Source organism: Janthinobacterium sp. 344, from assembly GCF_900112025.1.
Classification (GTDB): domain Bacteria; phylum Pseudomonadota; class Gammaproteobacteria; order Burkholderiales; family Burkholderiaceae_D; genus Janthinobacterium.
The window spans coordinates 185,532-199,337 of the sequence record NZ_FOKL01000005.1; the positions used below are offsets into that span (position 1 = coordinate 185,532).

The window sequence follows — 13,806 nt, forward strand, 5'->3', positions numbered from 1 at the left end:
TATGGCGGCGCCAGGTACACGCCCGCTTGGCATCATGTGGCGGCAAGGCCTTTCCAGGCGCGCACTTCCGCGTCCGTGAGCGCCGGCCCCCAGCCCTTGCCCGGCCGCGCAGCGTGCTGCGCATGAGGCCCAAGCGCCGGCACGGCCACGCCATGCCGCCCGCAGATGCGCAGCACGGCTTCCAGCTGCCGCCTGGAAGCCGCCAAGTCATCGCCATGCCAGGTGGATGCGCTCGTTTCCATCACGTGCTGCACCAGCGCCATCAGGTCGTCGAGCATAGTCTCCGGGATGGCCAGGCGGATGTCGTCCGGCCAGGGGTCGCCCATGCCGCTGATCGGCAAGGCGGCGAAGCCGCGTTCCCAGGCGGCAAACTCGCCAGCTTGTAGCTGCGCCACTTTCCAGACGTGGTCGATGAAAGCGGTGAGGGCCGGATGGTGCATGGCGTGGCGCATGCAAAAGCGCTGCAGGCAAGCCACGGCGAGGCATTGCCGCGCAATGACCGGGAGTGCGTCGATGGAGAGGGGAGTCATTCAGGCAGCGGCAGGGCACCAGCGGCGTCGCATCGTCTTTGCACGAAACAATGCTGTACTGGTATTTTTAGGGAGGCGTGAATTATTTTGCCAGCGAGACGTCTGATTTTTACATCTCTATACGCCGGTGCAAGGTCGTTTGTGGGTGTCATGGTCCATTGTGTCAACGGGGGGAAGGGGTATGTTATCCGAAAATCCATCTTCCACGCCGACAGAAACGCCAACGCCAGTTGAGGTGCCACAGAGAAACGAAGACAATACCGTGCGCCTGGAAAACGTCAATCACCTGGCATCATTGGCCTACAAGATTGCCCTTGCCATCGGCACCATCGTCGTCTTTTCATATCTGTTTTCAATTCATTTTTTTCCTTCCGCCCTGGCACCAGGCGAGGTCATTTTGTTTGTGTTCATTGCGCTGGCCTTCAGTGTTATCTATGGCGTACTCTGGATGTATGGCACTGTCTCGGCATTATGGGTGCTGCAGCTTGCCATTTGGCTCTGGCAAAAAAGCCGGTTCAGACGTAAAAAATTATCGGCGTTTCGTCCATGGCGATATATCCAGGAAATAGCGTCCCTTCCAACTTCTCGCTGGTGGCCCCGCTTGCGTTGGATTCCCAAAAGAATACGCCGGTTTCGCAAGGCAGCGACGAGAAATAGCATGAGTCCACTGGATAACATTCCGGCTCCCCTGCGTGGCGCATTGCCAGTGTTACTTTCCATTACTGTATTCGTCGTGATGTTGAGGCTTGTTCTCGTCAAAGGCGTGATGGTTTTTACCTTGCTATGGATAGGCTTATTCCTGGCCGGTCTTTTCACCTTGTTGATCCTGATTACGGTGAGGTCAGGCCGGCCGGCAGACGCGGTTGCGCGCAGCGCCGTACGTCCAATTGTTTGGTGGCAATATGCTTTTTTCTTCTTCCTGCCCCTTGCCTTCGTACTTTTTTACGCCGGCCCCACCAGATTGTCGCAGCTGGCGTTCGAAGCCATGGGTATTCGCATCCCGAATGTCAGTATCGAGGTAGCCGAGGCGGAATTGGGCGCCGTTGAACGCGCCAGCGAATTGATCGGCAGGCCTATTCTCGACTGTCGTCGCACTGAAACGGGGCGATTGCTATTGCATGGCGCTGATGTGTTGTGGACAGGCATAGGCGCTACCTCTCTTGTGCGCTTCAGCCTGCGAGGACCGGATCGATCGACGATCTTCGGCACGGAACAAGTGGTGCGGAGAGAAACGTCCCTGCGTTTTGATTCGGCTTCATTGCGTGTCATGAGCAGCAGTCCGGCGATGGATATGTGTTTCGACCTGACGCATGAGCTGGGATTGGCATCGCGTGGTGACGAGTTGAATGCGCGGATGCTGGAGCGGCTGCACGACGCCGTCTTGACGGTGCGTGGCGCGGGCGTCCCGCGCAGCATGCTGGTGCTGGTGCTCGGCGGTGGCCAGAATGCGGCAGCGCCTGACGATAAAGATGGCCATCAGCTGGTGCAGCAGGCGCAGCTACGGGCCCGGCGAGTGGCGAATGCAATCCGGCAGCTTCTGCCTGACGATAATATAAAGATCGTGTCGGAAGGAAGGTTGCATGCTGAAACTCAGGCGGTTCGGCGCCTGGCCGGGCCATGCACGGCGGATGTCCGCATGCCTTCCTCTGATTGGCAACGCTGCGAGATGCCGATTTTTAACGTTGCATTGCATGTGAAGTACGCGGCCGCGCGCGTGGACGAGCTCAGATAGGCACGAATCGTGTTGCTACCAGTGCCCGTCCCGCGCGCGCACCAGCGGCGGACGGCTGCCTCAGAAGCGGTACGTCAACGTCCCCCTGACGCTGCGCGGCATGCCGTAGGTGCCTTGCGCGTAGGTGTTGATGTTGATGTATTTCCTGTCCAGCGCGTTTTCCACGTTCAGTTGGGCCAGCAGCTGGCGCGACACTTGCCAGCTGGCCATCAGGCTGACCGTGCTGTAGGCGTCCTGCGTGACCCGCTCCGTGCCGCGCGGGCCTTCGCCGTCATAGTAGAACTTGCTTTGCCAGTTGACGCCGCCGCCCACGCTGATGTCGTGGCGTGCCTTCCAGGTGGTGAACAAGCGCGCCGTCGAGCGCGGCGAGAGGCTGTTGATGTCCTGCCCGTCGCGGTCCTTGGCGCGGAAGTGGCTGGCGCTGGCCGTCACGTTCCAGCCCGGCGCCAGGCGGCCCGACAATTCTGCCTCGATGCCGCGGCTGGTGGCGCCGCGCGCCGCGTAATACGCCTGCGTGGTGGTGCCGGGCACGCGGTGGGCGCCGTCTGGCTGGGCCAGCTTGTCCTGCCTGATCTCGAAGATGCCGACGGAAGCGTTGGCCCGGCCGCCGGCCAATTCTCCCTTCAGGCCCACTTCGATGCTCTGGCCCGTCAACGGGTCCAGCCAGGCGCCCGCGCGGTCCTGGTTTTCCTGCGGGCGGAAGATGTCCGTGTAGCTGGCGTAGGCGGAAACCGTCTCGTCGAGGTCCACCACCACGCCCGCATACGGCACGAACTTGCTCTTGGCAAAGGCAAAGCGCGCGCTGCCGTCAAAGCCGATGCGGTCCTTGTCCCAGCGCGTCAAGCGCCCGCCGAGTATCAGTTTGGTGTTGTCGGCCAGGTTCAGGCGCGCCGCGCCGTAGGCGCCGTATTGCCTGGTCGTGTATTTTTCCGACAGCACGGGTTCGCCCCACGCCGGCTGCGGGTAGTTGCCGTCCCAGGCGAGGAAGTTGCCGATGTCCTCGGGATCGAGCGCTTCCTTGACCTTGAATTCGGCGTGCTGGGCCGTGTAGTTGGCGCCGACGATGACTTCATGTTCGCGCCCGCCCAGGCTGAACGGGCCCGACACTTTCACGTCCGCGCTGCTCTGGTCGCGCTGGCCGATGTAGCGGTTCGGGTAGCCCAGCATGCCCAGGCCCGTCACCTTGTCCGGCCATTCGGCCAGGAAGATCAGGGGCGTGTCTTCCGTGTGCTTGCTGTACATGGCTTGCGCCTGCGCCTTCCAGCCCTGGCCCAGCGCGTGTTCCACGGTGGCGTGCACATTGGTCTGCTCGGTAGCCCAGGCGGCCCAGCGGGGCGCCGTGGTGACGGAACGGTCGAAATCGGTGCGCGTGCCGTCGCTGTACCACAGGGGGAAGCCGCCCCAGTTGCTGCCTTTCGGATCATTCTTCTGGTAGCTGGCGCCCACGCTGGCCACCGTGCCGGGCGCCAGGTCCGCCTCGATGGTGGCGTAGGCGATCTGGCGCTGGTTGGAATAGCCATTGGTAAACGACTTGCGGTCTTGCCAGGCGGCGGCGACCCTGCCGCGCACGGAGCCTTCCTCGTTCAGCGGCGCGGCCAGGTCCACGGTGCCCCGGTAGTCGCTCCATGAGCCGGCCGCCAGCGACAGCTGTCCCTCGAACTGCCGGGCGCCGGCGCGCTTGCGCACCAGGTTGATCGAGGCGGACGGGTAGCCTGCGCCCGTCAGCAAGCCCGTGGCGCCGCGCGTCACTTCCACGCGGTCGTAGATCAGCGAGTCCATTTCCGATTCGCCGCCCGAATACTGCACCTTGTACGTGGTGGGCACGCCGTCGTACTGGAAATTGTCGACCTCGAAGCCGCGCGCGGAAAAGGTGCTGCGCTCCGTGTCGAACTGGTTGACGGCGATGCCGGGGGTGTTGCGCAGCACGTCGCGCACGCTCAGCAGATCCTGGTCATCCATGCGCTGGCGCGTGATGACGCTGACCGATTGCGGCGTTTCGCGCAAGGACAGCACCAGCCCCGTGGCGCTGGCCGTGGCCGGCGTCGTGTACGAATTTGTCCCTTCCGTGCTGGTGCTGCGCTCGGCCGTGGCGCGCACGGCGATGCCCGGCAGGGTGGTGGCCTCGGCGGCGGACGGCAGCTTGCGCACGGCGTAGTTGCCGCCGCCCTGGTCGATGGCGACGAGGCCGCTGCCATCGAGCAGGCGGGCGAAACCGTCCGCCACCTGGTAGCTGCCGTTCAAGCCGCGGCTGTTCAAGCCCGCGTACAGGCCGGCGGCGCCGGAAATGCTGACGCCGGCGTCGGCCGCGAAGGCGGACAGCGCCGTGCCGAGGGGGCCGGGCGCCACCTGGTAGTGGCGCGCGGGAGGCGCCTGGTGCGGCTGCGCCTGCGCCAGCGGCGCCAGGGCCAGGCTGCCCAGCAGGGTGAGGGTGATGCCGGTGTGGCGGTAGTGCTTCATTGCTTGATTCCCTTCGTTCATGTGTTGGTCTGTGTGGATTGACGGGGCACATGCGGGAAAGGGACATGCTTTTCAAAAAATTTATGCGGGCCCGACCGATATCCACCAGCGGCCGTGGCGCCGCACGCGGATGGGCAGCGACGCCTGCAGCAAGTCCAGCAGCGCGTCCGTGTCGCGCAGCTGGTACACGCCCGAGACGCGCAGGCGCGCGACGGCCGGATCGCAGCGCACGATGCCGTGGCGGTAGCGGGCCAGCTGGGCCAGCACGTCGGCCAGCGGCGTGGCGTCCGCGTACAGCAGCCCCTTGATCCAGGCGTGCGCATGCGGCGCCAGCGGCTGCGGCGCGCTGGCCCGGGTCGCGTCGAAGCTGGCTTGCCAGCCTGCCTGCACGATCACGGGTGGGCCGTCGGCGGGCCGCACTTCCACGGCCCCCTGCGACACGGCCACGTGGCTGCGCGCCCCCAGCAGGCTGTCATCCTGGCGCACCGTGAAGCGCGTGCCGATGGCGCGGATGCTGCCGTTGCTGGTGCGTACGATGAACGGACGCTGGCGCGCATCGGGGCTGGTCGCCACGTGAATCTCTCCGCCGCGCAGCGCGACCAGGCGCAGCGCATCGCTGAAGACGATATCGGCGGCGCTGGCCGTGTTCAGGCTCAGGCGGCTGCCGTCGGCCAGCGCGAGGTGGCGGATCTCGCCCGTCGCCGTGTGCAGGCCGGCCGTCCATGCCTGCCATGGCGCCACCTTCAGCATGGCCCAGCCGGCCGGGCCGGCAACGATCAGCAGGGCCAGGGTCTTCACGGCGGCGCGGCGCGGGGCGCTGGCCGGACGCTCCAGCACGGGCATGGCCAGGGTCGTCGCCAGCGGCGCGGGCAGCATGCCGAAGGTGCGGCACACGTGCTCGGCCCGCTGCCAGGCCGTTTCATGCTCCGCGCGGGCGGCGCGCCAGCGGGTCAGCGCCTGCCAGGCAGCCTCGTCCAGTTCGCCGCCTTGCAGGCGCATCATCCAGTGCGCCGCTTCGCGCGCGGCGCGCGCATCGATGCCGGCGCGCATGTCAGGCCAGCAGCAGGATGCATTGCTCGAACGCCTGCACCATGTAGCGCTTGACGGTGCGTTCACTGACCTTCAGGCGCGCCGCGATGTCGGCGTAGGCCAGGCCTTCCAGCTGCGACAGCAGGAACGCCGTGCGCACCTTGGCGCCCAGGCCGTCCAGCATGGCATCGATCTGGTGCAGGGTTTCCAGGATCAGCAGGCGTTCTTCCACGGACGGCGTGACGGGGGCGGGCAGCTGCGCCAGCGTGGCCAGCCACGCCTGCTCCAGCGACTGGCGGCGGTAATGGTCGATCAGCAAACGCCGCGCCACCGTCGTCAGGTAGGCGCGCGGCTCGCGCAGGGTGACGGCCCGTTCGTCCGGCGTGGCCAGCAGTTTCACAAAGGTATCCTGCGCCAGGTCGGCCGCGTGGTCCGTGCACGACAGCTTGCCGCGCAGCCAGCGCAGCAGCCACGGATGGTGCTCGCCATACAGCTGGCTCATGGAAAACGGGCCTTGTGGCTCGGCGGCGGGGGCTGGGGCAAACGTCACGGCACACTCCAGGTTGGCGCTGAAGTCCTCCATGCCGCTGGGAGAGGGCGCGTGCAGGTGCTTCTTGAATGCGAATGGTTCTCATTTTACATCGGCGTGCCCGAATGTCAATGGAGGCTGGCCTCAGCTGGCCTGGCGCCGCTGCGCATAGCGGCGGCAATGCTCGAGGTAGCCCGTCTCGTGGCTGGCGATCAGCTGCAGCACGCTGTTCCACAGCCAGGGGGGGATCGGGTTGCCGTCGTGGCGGTCCGTCTGCAGTTCCTTGATCCAGTGCATGCCGGTCGACCAGTCCATCTGCCGCGCGTGCGCGCAGCCGACCACATACGCCAGGTAGCTGGCCGTGCTGGCCGCGTCTTCCACGCTGAGCTCGTCGATTTCCAGCTTCAGGTCTTGCGGCAGCAGTTCGCGCACGAAGATGCCGCGCCCCAGGAAACGCTGCGGCATGGTGCGTTCGCCCAGCGCCGGCGACAGGTGGCGCGCGCCGGCCACCACGCGCTTGGCGTTATCGCGCGGCATGCTGGCATCCGCATAGCGCACGGACGTGGCCTGCACGGCTTCCTTGATGTCGATCAGGCAGTATTCGCCATCGCCCAGGCCCAGCAGCACGGCATAGCGCAGCAGGCCCAGGGAACTGCAGCCCTTGACCCAGTAGGCCGCGTCGATGACTTCCAGTGTCACTTTCTTGCTGCGCGACTTCAAGCGCGTCACCAGCGCGCGCAGGTCGGACGTGTCGCACAGGGCCGCGATGGCCTTCTTTTCTTCCCTGGAGATGGGCCAGAAGTTGCGGCCCATGGGGATGATGGGGCGGGTTTCCAGGAAACGCTCCTCGGCCAGTTCCTTCCACGAGCGCTGCGCGGCGCCGCGCAAGGCCGTGCGCACGACGGCGGGACGGGGCAGGGCGACTTGCAGTTCGCCGGGCAGGAAGGCAAAGGCGTAGCCGTCGAGCAGGTGCTGCAGCATGCTGGCCGTCACCACGCCGGGCAGGGACGAGCCGCGCGCGGCCGTCGCCAGGGACAGGGCCAGGCGTACCAGGTCGTGCGCGGGATTGCCGATCACGCTCTGGTCGAAATCGCGGATCTGCATTTCCACGCTGCCATCGGCGCCGGCCAGCGGTCCCAGGTTGCCCACGTGACAGTCGCCGCATATCCAGATGGGCGGGCCTTCCGGCAGGCTGTGGCCCGGCTGCGCCTGCAGCCATTCGTAATACTGCGCCGTATTGCCGCGCACGTAGGCGTGCGGCGAGCGGGCCATTTTTTCATCGCGGCGGTCCAGCAGCGGCTGGCGGCGCTGGTCGGGGGCGGGCAATCTGGGCAAGGTGCGTTCCTTTTGGTAAGTTTCCTCCATACTATGCCCGAATGCCTTGTTTCGCCGTGAAATGCTTAACAGAGCGACAACTTCGCCTGGATTAAGCTGCAACTATCTTTTATTTTTGGAAATCAACATGGATTTGAGCCAGCACGCCGCCGTCGTCAATTGCGAAGCCTACCGCGACGGCAAGAAGATCGCCCACTTCGATATCGACAAGGTGGGCGACTTTCTCGACGACCCCGCCTGCTTCGTGTGGATCGGCCTGGCCGGCCCCGACCCGGCCGCCATGCAGGCGCTGCAGGCGGCGTTCGGCTTGCACGAACTGGCCGTCGAGGATGCGGAAGGGGCGCACGAGCGGCCCAAGCTGGAAGAATACGGCGACACGCTGTTCATGGTGATGCACACGGCCAGCCTGGACGGCGACGCCATCGTGTATGGCGAAACCCACGTCTTTCTCGGCTGCCGCTTCATCATCACCGTGCGCCACGGCCCGTCGGCCGGCTACGCCAAGCTGCGCGAGCGCAAGGAAAGCGTGCCGGAGAAGCTGGCCAGCGGTCCCGGCTACGTGCTGTATTCCATCATCGACTTCATCGTCGACCAGTACCAGCCCTGCATCGACCATTTGCAGGCCCGCTTCCAGCAGTATGAGCTGGCGCTGTTCAAGCCCAGCCTGTCCGAGGACAAGCTGCAGGATTTCTACCAGCTCAAGACGGAACTCTTGAAGCTGGACGCGGCCGTCAACCCGCTGCATGAAATCTGCACCCAGCTGATCCGTTTCCATGGCGACATCGTGCCCAAGGAAAACCGCATCTATTACCGCGACATCCTCGACCACGTGAAACGGGTCACGCACACGGCCAACCAGATGCGCGAGCTGGTCAATTCCGCCATGCAGGTGGCGCTGGGGCAGATTTCCATCCGCCAGAATGAAGTGGTCAAGCGCCTGGCCGCCTGGGCCGCCATCCTGGCCGTGCCCACCATGGTCTTCAGCCTGTACGGCATGAACTTCGAATTCATGCCCGAGCTGAAATGGCGCGGCAGTTATCCGGCCGTGATCGTCGTCATCATCGCCGGCTGCTACTGGCTGCACCGGCGCCTGAAGCGCGAGGGATGGCTGTAGCGCGAACATGGCGCCGGCATGCAAACATTGGAGAGTTTTGCCGCCGAATTAGCTGCTACGATGAAATGAAGCGTCGAAGGCTGCTGCAAGACCTCCTTGGCGCGGATACCGTTTCCTGCTGGCGCTGCCACCCCAGAGGCGCCTGCCTGGATGACAGCGCGTATCCGGCGCCACAAGGCTCCTGGCTTCCAGGAGCCTTTTTTTTGGCGCAACGGCACTGCTGCCGGCGGCCCGTGATGTGATGGATAAGGACGTGTTGCTGGTCCCGCTTTTTTTGCCGCCGGCGGTATCAATGCGGATCATCCCGGCGCATGGCCTCGATGGCCTCCACCACGGTGCTCTCGTACTCGATGAAGAAATCGCTGTGGAAGCCGTCGCGGATGACCAGGTGGCTGCTGCCGGGCAGGGCGGCGGCCAGGCGCTCGCCGTCGGCCAGGCGAAACGGGCGGATAAATTCCAGCAGCTCCTGCGCGTCGGCCTGGGTGGCGCGATCGGCCTGCAGCAGCCATGGAAACAGGTTGCGCAAGGTGCCGGGATCGACCGTGATCACCAGCGCCGGCGCGCGCACGCGGCGGTAGTCGGGCGAGAAATTGTGTGCGGCCATGTCCATGGCCCTGGCGACGGCGGGAGGGGTGTTCGGCCGCACGGCGCCGCCGGGCAGCAGCTCCAGGCTGGCGCGCCAGTTCGCCTCCAGCGCGGGCCACCATTGCTTGGCGAGGCGTTTGGCATAGGCGATCGAGGCACCCATCGACGCCAGGTCCGCCGCGCCGGGCGGCGGTTCGTCGAACGGCGACGGCCTGGCTTCCTCATAGCCGCCGAGGGCCAGGTAATCCCACGTCGTGTCCAGGTAAACGAGACCCCGCACGCGCTGCGGGTGGCTGCCGGCGAACAGGGTCAGTTCGTTGCCGGCGATCGAGTGGCCGGCCAGGATGACGCGGTCGAGGTGCAGGGCGTCGAGCACGGCCAGCAGGTCCGCCACCAGGGTGGCGGGGGCGTAGGTGGCATCGCCGGCGGCGCCGGTCGGCAGCGGCTTGCCGGACGCGCCGTAGCCGCGCCGCGTGATGGCCAGCACGCGGTGGCGGCGCGCCAGGGCGGGCGCCAGGCTGTCGAAGGCATGCGCGTTGGCGCCCAGGCCGGCCAGCAGGACGATCACGTCATCGCCGTCGCCCCGCGCGCATGGCCAGTCGCGCACGTGCAGGCTGACGCCGGGGGCGGCGCCGATCTGCCGGTCCGTCACGCTGGCCCTGTGCGGGCCGCCGCCACAGGCGGAAAGGGCGGCCATGGCCGTGATGCCCAGGGAGCTGATAGCCAGGGACCTGAAACCTAGCAGCACCTGCCTGCGGGTGTGGAAATGCGGTGTGTTCTCGTCGGACTGGTGCATGGCGCGTTCCTCGTGGAGGGGGTGACAAGGGGGGTGACAAGGCGAGTATCGGCGGCGCGCATGAAGCGCGGCTGAGCGGCGCGTGAAGATCGCCTGAAGAAAAGACTTTGACAAGATATCCAAAGATGGATAATCTGTCTGCATGAAAAAACACGCCGCCCCTGCCGCCACCGCGCGCAACGCCGAACAAGTCCTGCTGCTGGAACAGCTCAAGCAGGTGGCCGACGGCCTGGCGCGCACCTTCGCGCCATTTTGCGAAGTGGTGCTGCACGACTTGCTGGCGCCCGAACACGCGGTGCTGGCCATCCACAACAACCTGTCGGGGCGCGCCGTGGGCCAGCCGGCGACGGAACTGGGCCTGGCGCGCATCCTCGATCCGGGCTTTGCCCAGGTGGTGGCCAACTACCCCAACAAATTTGCCGATGGCCGCCAGGCCAAGAGCACCTCGATCGGCATCAAGGATGGCGACGGCAGGTATATCGCCGCCCTGTGCCTGAACGTGGACCTGACCCTGTTCCAGAGTTTTCAAAGCGCGATGAACCAGTTCGTGGCCGTCGACGCGGGCGCCGCGCCGCGCGAATCGCTGGACCCGGCCGGCGCCGACGCCATCCGCGCCCGCATCGACCAGTTCGCGGCGCGCCTGGCCGCCTCGCCGCGCACCCTGAAAACCGCGGCGCGCCGCGCGCTGCTGCAGGAATTGCGCGCGGCCGGCATGCTCGACGTGCGCCGCGCCATGGAAGTCATCGCCGAACACCTGGGCGTGTCGCGCGCCGCCGTCTACACGTATGCCAAGTAAGCACATGCACCCTTCGCCTGATCCCCATCCGTCGGCGGCGCGCCTGCTGCTGCTCAACGCGGCCGCCGTCGCCCTCCACCTGCAGGCCGACGACGTGCTGGCCGCCGTGCGCGAGGCGTTCGTGCTGCACAGTCGCGAGCAGGGGCGCGTGTTTCCCGTCATCCGCGAAGCGCTGGCGACGGGCGGCGTGTTCGGCATCAAGGCGGGCGATGTGCCGGGCGAGAACCTGCTGGGCTTCAAGGCGGCCGGCTTCTGGCCCGCCAACCGCGCCGTGGGCGGCGAGCCGCACCAGGCCACCATCATGCTGCTCGATCCGGCCACGGGACGGCCCGCGTGCATCATCGACGGCAATGCGATCACCACGGCGCGCACGGGCGCGGCCGGCGCCCTGGGCCTGCAACAGCTGGCGCGGCCCGACAGCGCCACCCTGTGCGTGTTCGGCACCGGCGTGCAGGCGAGGGTGCAGGCCGAGTATGCGCTGCGCGTTTTGCCGCATCTGCGCCAGCTGCGCTATGTCAGTGCGAATGGCCAGGCGCATGCCGCCTTCGAGGCCGTTTTCTCCGGGCGCATCGCCATCGCCCACGCGCCGGACGCTGATGCGGCCGTCGCCGCCAGCGACGTGGTGATCACGGCCACGCCGGGACGCGGTCCCCTGTTCAGCGCCGGCGCCGTGCGTCCGGGCACCCACATCAGCGCCATCGGCACCGACACGCGCGGCAAGCGCGAACTGCCCGCAGGCCTGCTGGCGATGGCGCGCCTGGTGGTCGACGACGTGGCGCAGGCGCGCGGCATCGGCGAGGCGCAATGGGCGCCCGATGTCGCGTGCCAGACCCTGGGCGACTTGCTCGACGGCCGCGCCACCTTGGCGCGGCAGGCCGGCGACATCACCGTGCTGGACCTGACTGGCCTGGCCCTGCAAGACCTGACGGTGGCGCGCCTGATCCACCGCCAGGCGCTGGCGGCCGGCAGCGGCACCGACATTTCCTGGCCGTGGTAGGGCCATTCTTCACTTTTTGAAAGGCACACAGCATGCAGAACCTGTCTCTTCCCACGTATGCCGACGTGGTGGCCGCCGCCGGGCGCATCGCGGGCCACGCCCACAAGACGCCCGTCATCACCTCGCGCACCGTCGACGCGGAATTTGGCGCCGAGGTCTTCTTCAAGTGCGAGAACCTGCAGCGCATGGGCGCCTTCAAGTTCCGCGGCGCCTACAACGCGCTGTCGCAGTTCGACGCGCGGCAGCGCCGCGCCGGCGTGGTGGCTTTCTCGTCGGGCAACCACGCGCAGGCCATCGCCCTGTCGGCCCAGCTGCTGGACATCCCCGCCACCATCATCATGCCGCACGATGCGCCGGCCGCGAAAATCGCCGCCACGCGCGGCTATGGCGGCAATGTGGTGCTGTATGACCGCTACACGCAGGACCGCGAGCAGATCGGCCGCGATCTGGCCGAGCAGCATGGCATGACCCTGATTCCGCCGTACGACCATGCGCACGTGATCGCCGGCCAGGGCACGGCCGCCAAGGAGCTGTTCGAGGAAACCGGGCCGCTGGATGCCTTCTTTGTCTGCCTGGGCGGCGGCGGCCTGCTGGCCGGTTCGGCCCTGGCCACGCGCGCGCTGTCGCCCGCCTGCAAGCTATATGGCGTGGAGCCGGAGGCGGGCAACGATGGCCAGCAATCGTTCCGCTCGGGGCAGATCGTGCACATCGACACGCCCAAGACCATCGCCGACGGCGCGCAGACGCAGCACCTGGGCAAGCTGACGTTCCCCATCATCCGGCGCGACGTCGACGACGTGCTGACGGTCAGCGATGCGCAGCTGGTCGAGCGCATGGGCTTTGCCGCCTCGCGCATGAAGCTGGTGATCGAGCCGACGGGCTGCCTGGGCTTCGCCGCCGCCCTGCAGATGAAGGAGCAGCTGCGCGGCAAGCGCGTGGGTATCCTGATCAGCGGCGGCAACGTCGACATGCCGCGCTTTTGCGAGCTGCTGGGCAGCCAGTTTGCCCGAGCGCCGTCAGACCATCCCTAGTGCGACACCAGCACCGGCAAGGTCATTTCCTGCAGCACGGTGCGCGTGACGCCGCCCAGCAAGGTTTCGCGCAGGCGCATGTGGCCGTAGCAGCCCATCACCAGCAAGTCGCACTGGCGCTGCGCCGCCATGGCCAGCAGGGCCGCGCCCACGTCCTGGCCCGGCGGCGTGTCGTGCTGCAGCACGTCGACGTTGACGCCGTGGCGCGCCAGGTACAGGGCCAGGTCGGCACCGGGCTGCTCGCCGTGCGTGGCGCTGTGCTGGTAGGAATTGACGACGGCCAGCGTGACTTGCCGCGCGCGCCGCAGCAGCGGCAGCGCGTCGGTGATGGCGCGCAGCGCTTCGGCGCTGCCGTTCCAGGCCAGCAGCGGATGCTGGGCGATGGCCGCTGGCGCCGTGGAAAGCGCGTGCGGTACATGCGGCACCATGAGCACGGGCCGGCCGCAATGCAGCATCAGGTATTCGGGCGTGCCGGCGATGACGCGCGAGGGCGTGTCCTGCGGGTCCGTCTGGCCCAGGATCAGCAGGTCGCAATAGCGCGCCTGCAGCAGCAGCGCGCCTTGCGCATCGTCGTCGACGAAGCGCGTCTCGTAGGTGGCCAGTCCCTCTTCGCGGGCGATGCGCTCGAAGTCGTGCAGGGCGTCGCTGGCCTGGCCGCGCAGCGCCTGCATTTGCGCGGGCGCGAATTGCAGGGCATTCACGCCGCCGCCATAGGCGTAGCGCGAAATGCCGCTCATGGCCGAGCCGATCAGGTGCGCCCCTTCGGCGAGGGCCAGGCGCACGGCCAGGCGGACGCGCTGGGCGCAGTGGCGGGAATTATCTACATGGACCAGCAGGGTGGTGTAGGACATGGCGTTTTCCTGGAAGGTGGAGAA

12 protein-coding genes are annotated in these 13,806 nt (G+C 66.7%); 5 read left to right on the plus strand and 7 right to left on the minus strand.

Translation table 11 applies throughout. The annotated features are described in order from the left end of the window. Nucleotides 1-32: 32 nt before the first annotated feature. A complete protein-coding gene (locus BM193_RS15330) occupies nt 33-530 on the minus strand; it encodes a hypothetical protein (RefSeq protein ID WP_139176090.1) in 498 nt (165 codons plus the stop codon). A gap of 181 nt (nt 531-711) precedes the next feature. Here BM193_RS15330 and BM193_RS15335 point away from each other — a divergent pair, with 181 nt between their 5' ends. Continuing rightward, nucleotides 712-2,262 carry a hypothetical protein gene (locus BM193_RS15335; protein WP_139176091.1) on the plus strand — a complete coding sequence of 517 codons (1,551 nt, stop codon included), beginning with the start codon at nt 712-714 and terminating at the stop codon, nt 2,260-2,262. A 60-nt stretch (nt 2,263-2,322) separates the two neighbouring features. Here BM193_RS15335 and BM193_RS15340 read toward each other — a convergent pair whose 3' ends face one another. From BM193_RS15340 to BM193_RS15355, 4 genes are all read right to left on the minus strand, one after another. Further along, entirely contained in the window at nt 2,323-4,740 is a 2,418-nt protein-coding gene (locus tag BM193_RS15340; RefSeq protein ID WP_254786228.1) for a TonB-dependent siderophore receptor, read from the minus strand. A gap of 60 nt (nt 4,741-4,800) precedes the next feature. Then, nucleotides 4,801-5,769: a FecR domain-containing protein gene (locus BM193_RS15345; RefSeq protein ID WP_092797343.1), complete on the minus strand. Its 969-nt coding sequence runs from the start codon at nt 5,767-5,769 to the stop codon at nt 4,801-4,803. Between the two features lies 1 nt (nt 5,770). Continuing rightward, nucleotides 5,771-6,250, minus strand: coding sequence for a sigma-70 family RNA polymerase sigma factor (locus BM193_RS15350; protein WP_092798013.1), 480 nt, complete (start codon nt 6,248-6,250; stop codon nt 5,771-5,773). A 171-nt stretch (nt 6,251-6,421) separates the two neighbouring features. Then, nucleotides 6,422-7,612 (minus strand): DUF2252 family protein, encoded by a 1,191-nt coding sequence (locus tag BM193_RS15355; RefSeq protein WP_254786230.1) that lies wholly within the window; start codon nt 7,610-7,612, stop codon nt 6,422-6,424. A 127-nt stretch (nt 7,613-7,739) separates the two neighbouring features. Between BM193_RS15355 and BM193_RS15360 the strand changes: the two genes are divergently transcribed. Continuing rightward, the gene (locus BM193_RS15360; protein WP_092798014.1) at nt 7,740-8,726 is read left to right on the plus strand and encodes a magnesium and cobalt transport protein CorA; all 987 of its coding nucleotides are present in this window, start codon (nt 7,740-7,742) and stop codon (nt 8,724-8,726) included. A gap of 289 nt (nt 8,727-9,015) precedes the next feature. Here the strand turns inward: BM193_RS15360 and BM193_RS15365 are convergent, their stop codons facing one another. Further along, complete coding sequence (locus BM193_RS15365; RefSeq protein WP_175533302.1) at nt 9,016-10,107, minus strand: alpha/beta hydrolase; 1,092 nt, start codon at nt 10,105-10,107, stop codon at nt 9,016-9,018. A gap of 142 nt (nt 10,108-10,249) precedes the next feature. On the opposite strand from BM193_RS15365, the gene BM193_RS15370 reads away from it, so the two are divergent. Genes BM193_RS15370 through BM193_RS15380 form a run of 3 tightly spaced genes read left to right on the plus strand, consistent with a single transcriptional unit; the run spans nt 10,250 to nt 12,931 of the window. Next, nucleotides 10,250-10,903: a helix-turn-helix transcriptional regulator gene (locus BM193_RS15370; RefSeq protein ID WP_092797346.1), complete on the plus strand. Its 654-nt coding sequence runs from the start codon at nt 10,250-10,252 to the stop codon at nt 10,901-10,903. A gap of 4 nt (nt 10,904-10,907) precedes the next feature. Beyond that, nucleotides 10,908-11,900, plus strand: a complete 993-nt coding sequence (locus tag BM193_RS15375; protein ID WP_092797347.1) for an ornithine cyclodeaminase family protein — start codon at nt 10,908-10,910, stop codon at nt 11,898-11,900. 32 nt (nt 11,901-11,932) lie between these two features. Next, the gene (locus BM193_RS15380; protein WP_092797348.1) at nt 11,933-12,931 is read left to right on the plus strand and encodes a threo-3-hydroxy-L-aspartate ammonia-lyase; all 999 of its coding nucleotides are present in this window, start codon (nt 11,933-11,935) and stop codon (nt 12,929-12,931) included. Here the strand turns inward: BM193_RS15380 and BM193_RS15385 are convergent. Then, nucleotides 12,928-13,782, minus strand: a complete 855-nt coding sequence (locus BM193_RS15385) for a universal stress protein (protein ID WP_092797349.1) — start codon at nt 13,780-13,782, stop codon at nt 12,928-12,930. The genes BM193_RS15380 and BM193_RS15385 overlap by 4 nt on opposite strands. Between the last annotated feature and the right edge of the window lie 24 nt (nt 13,783-13,806).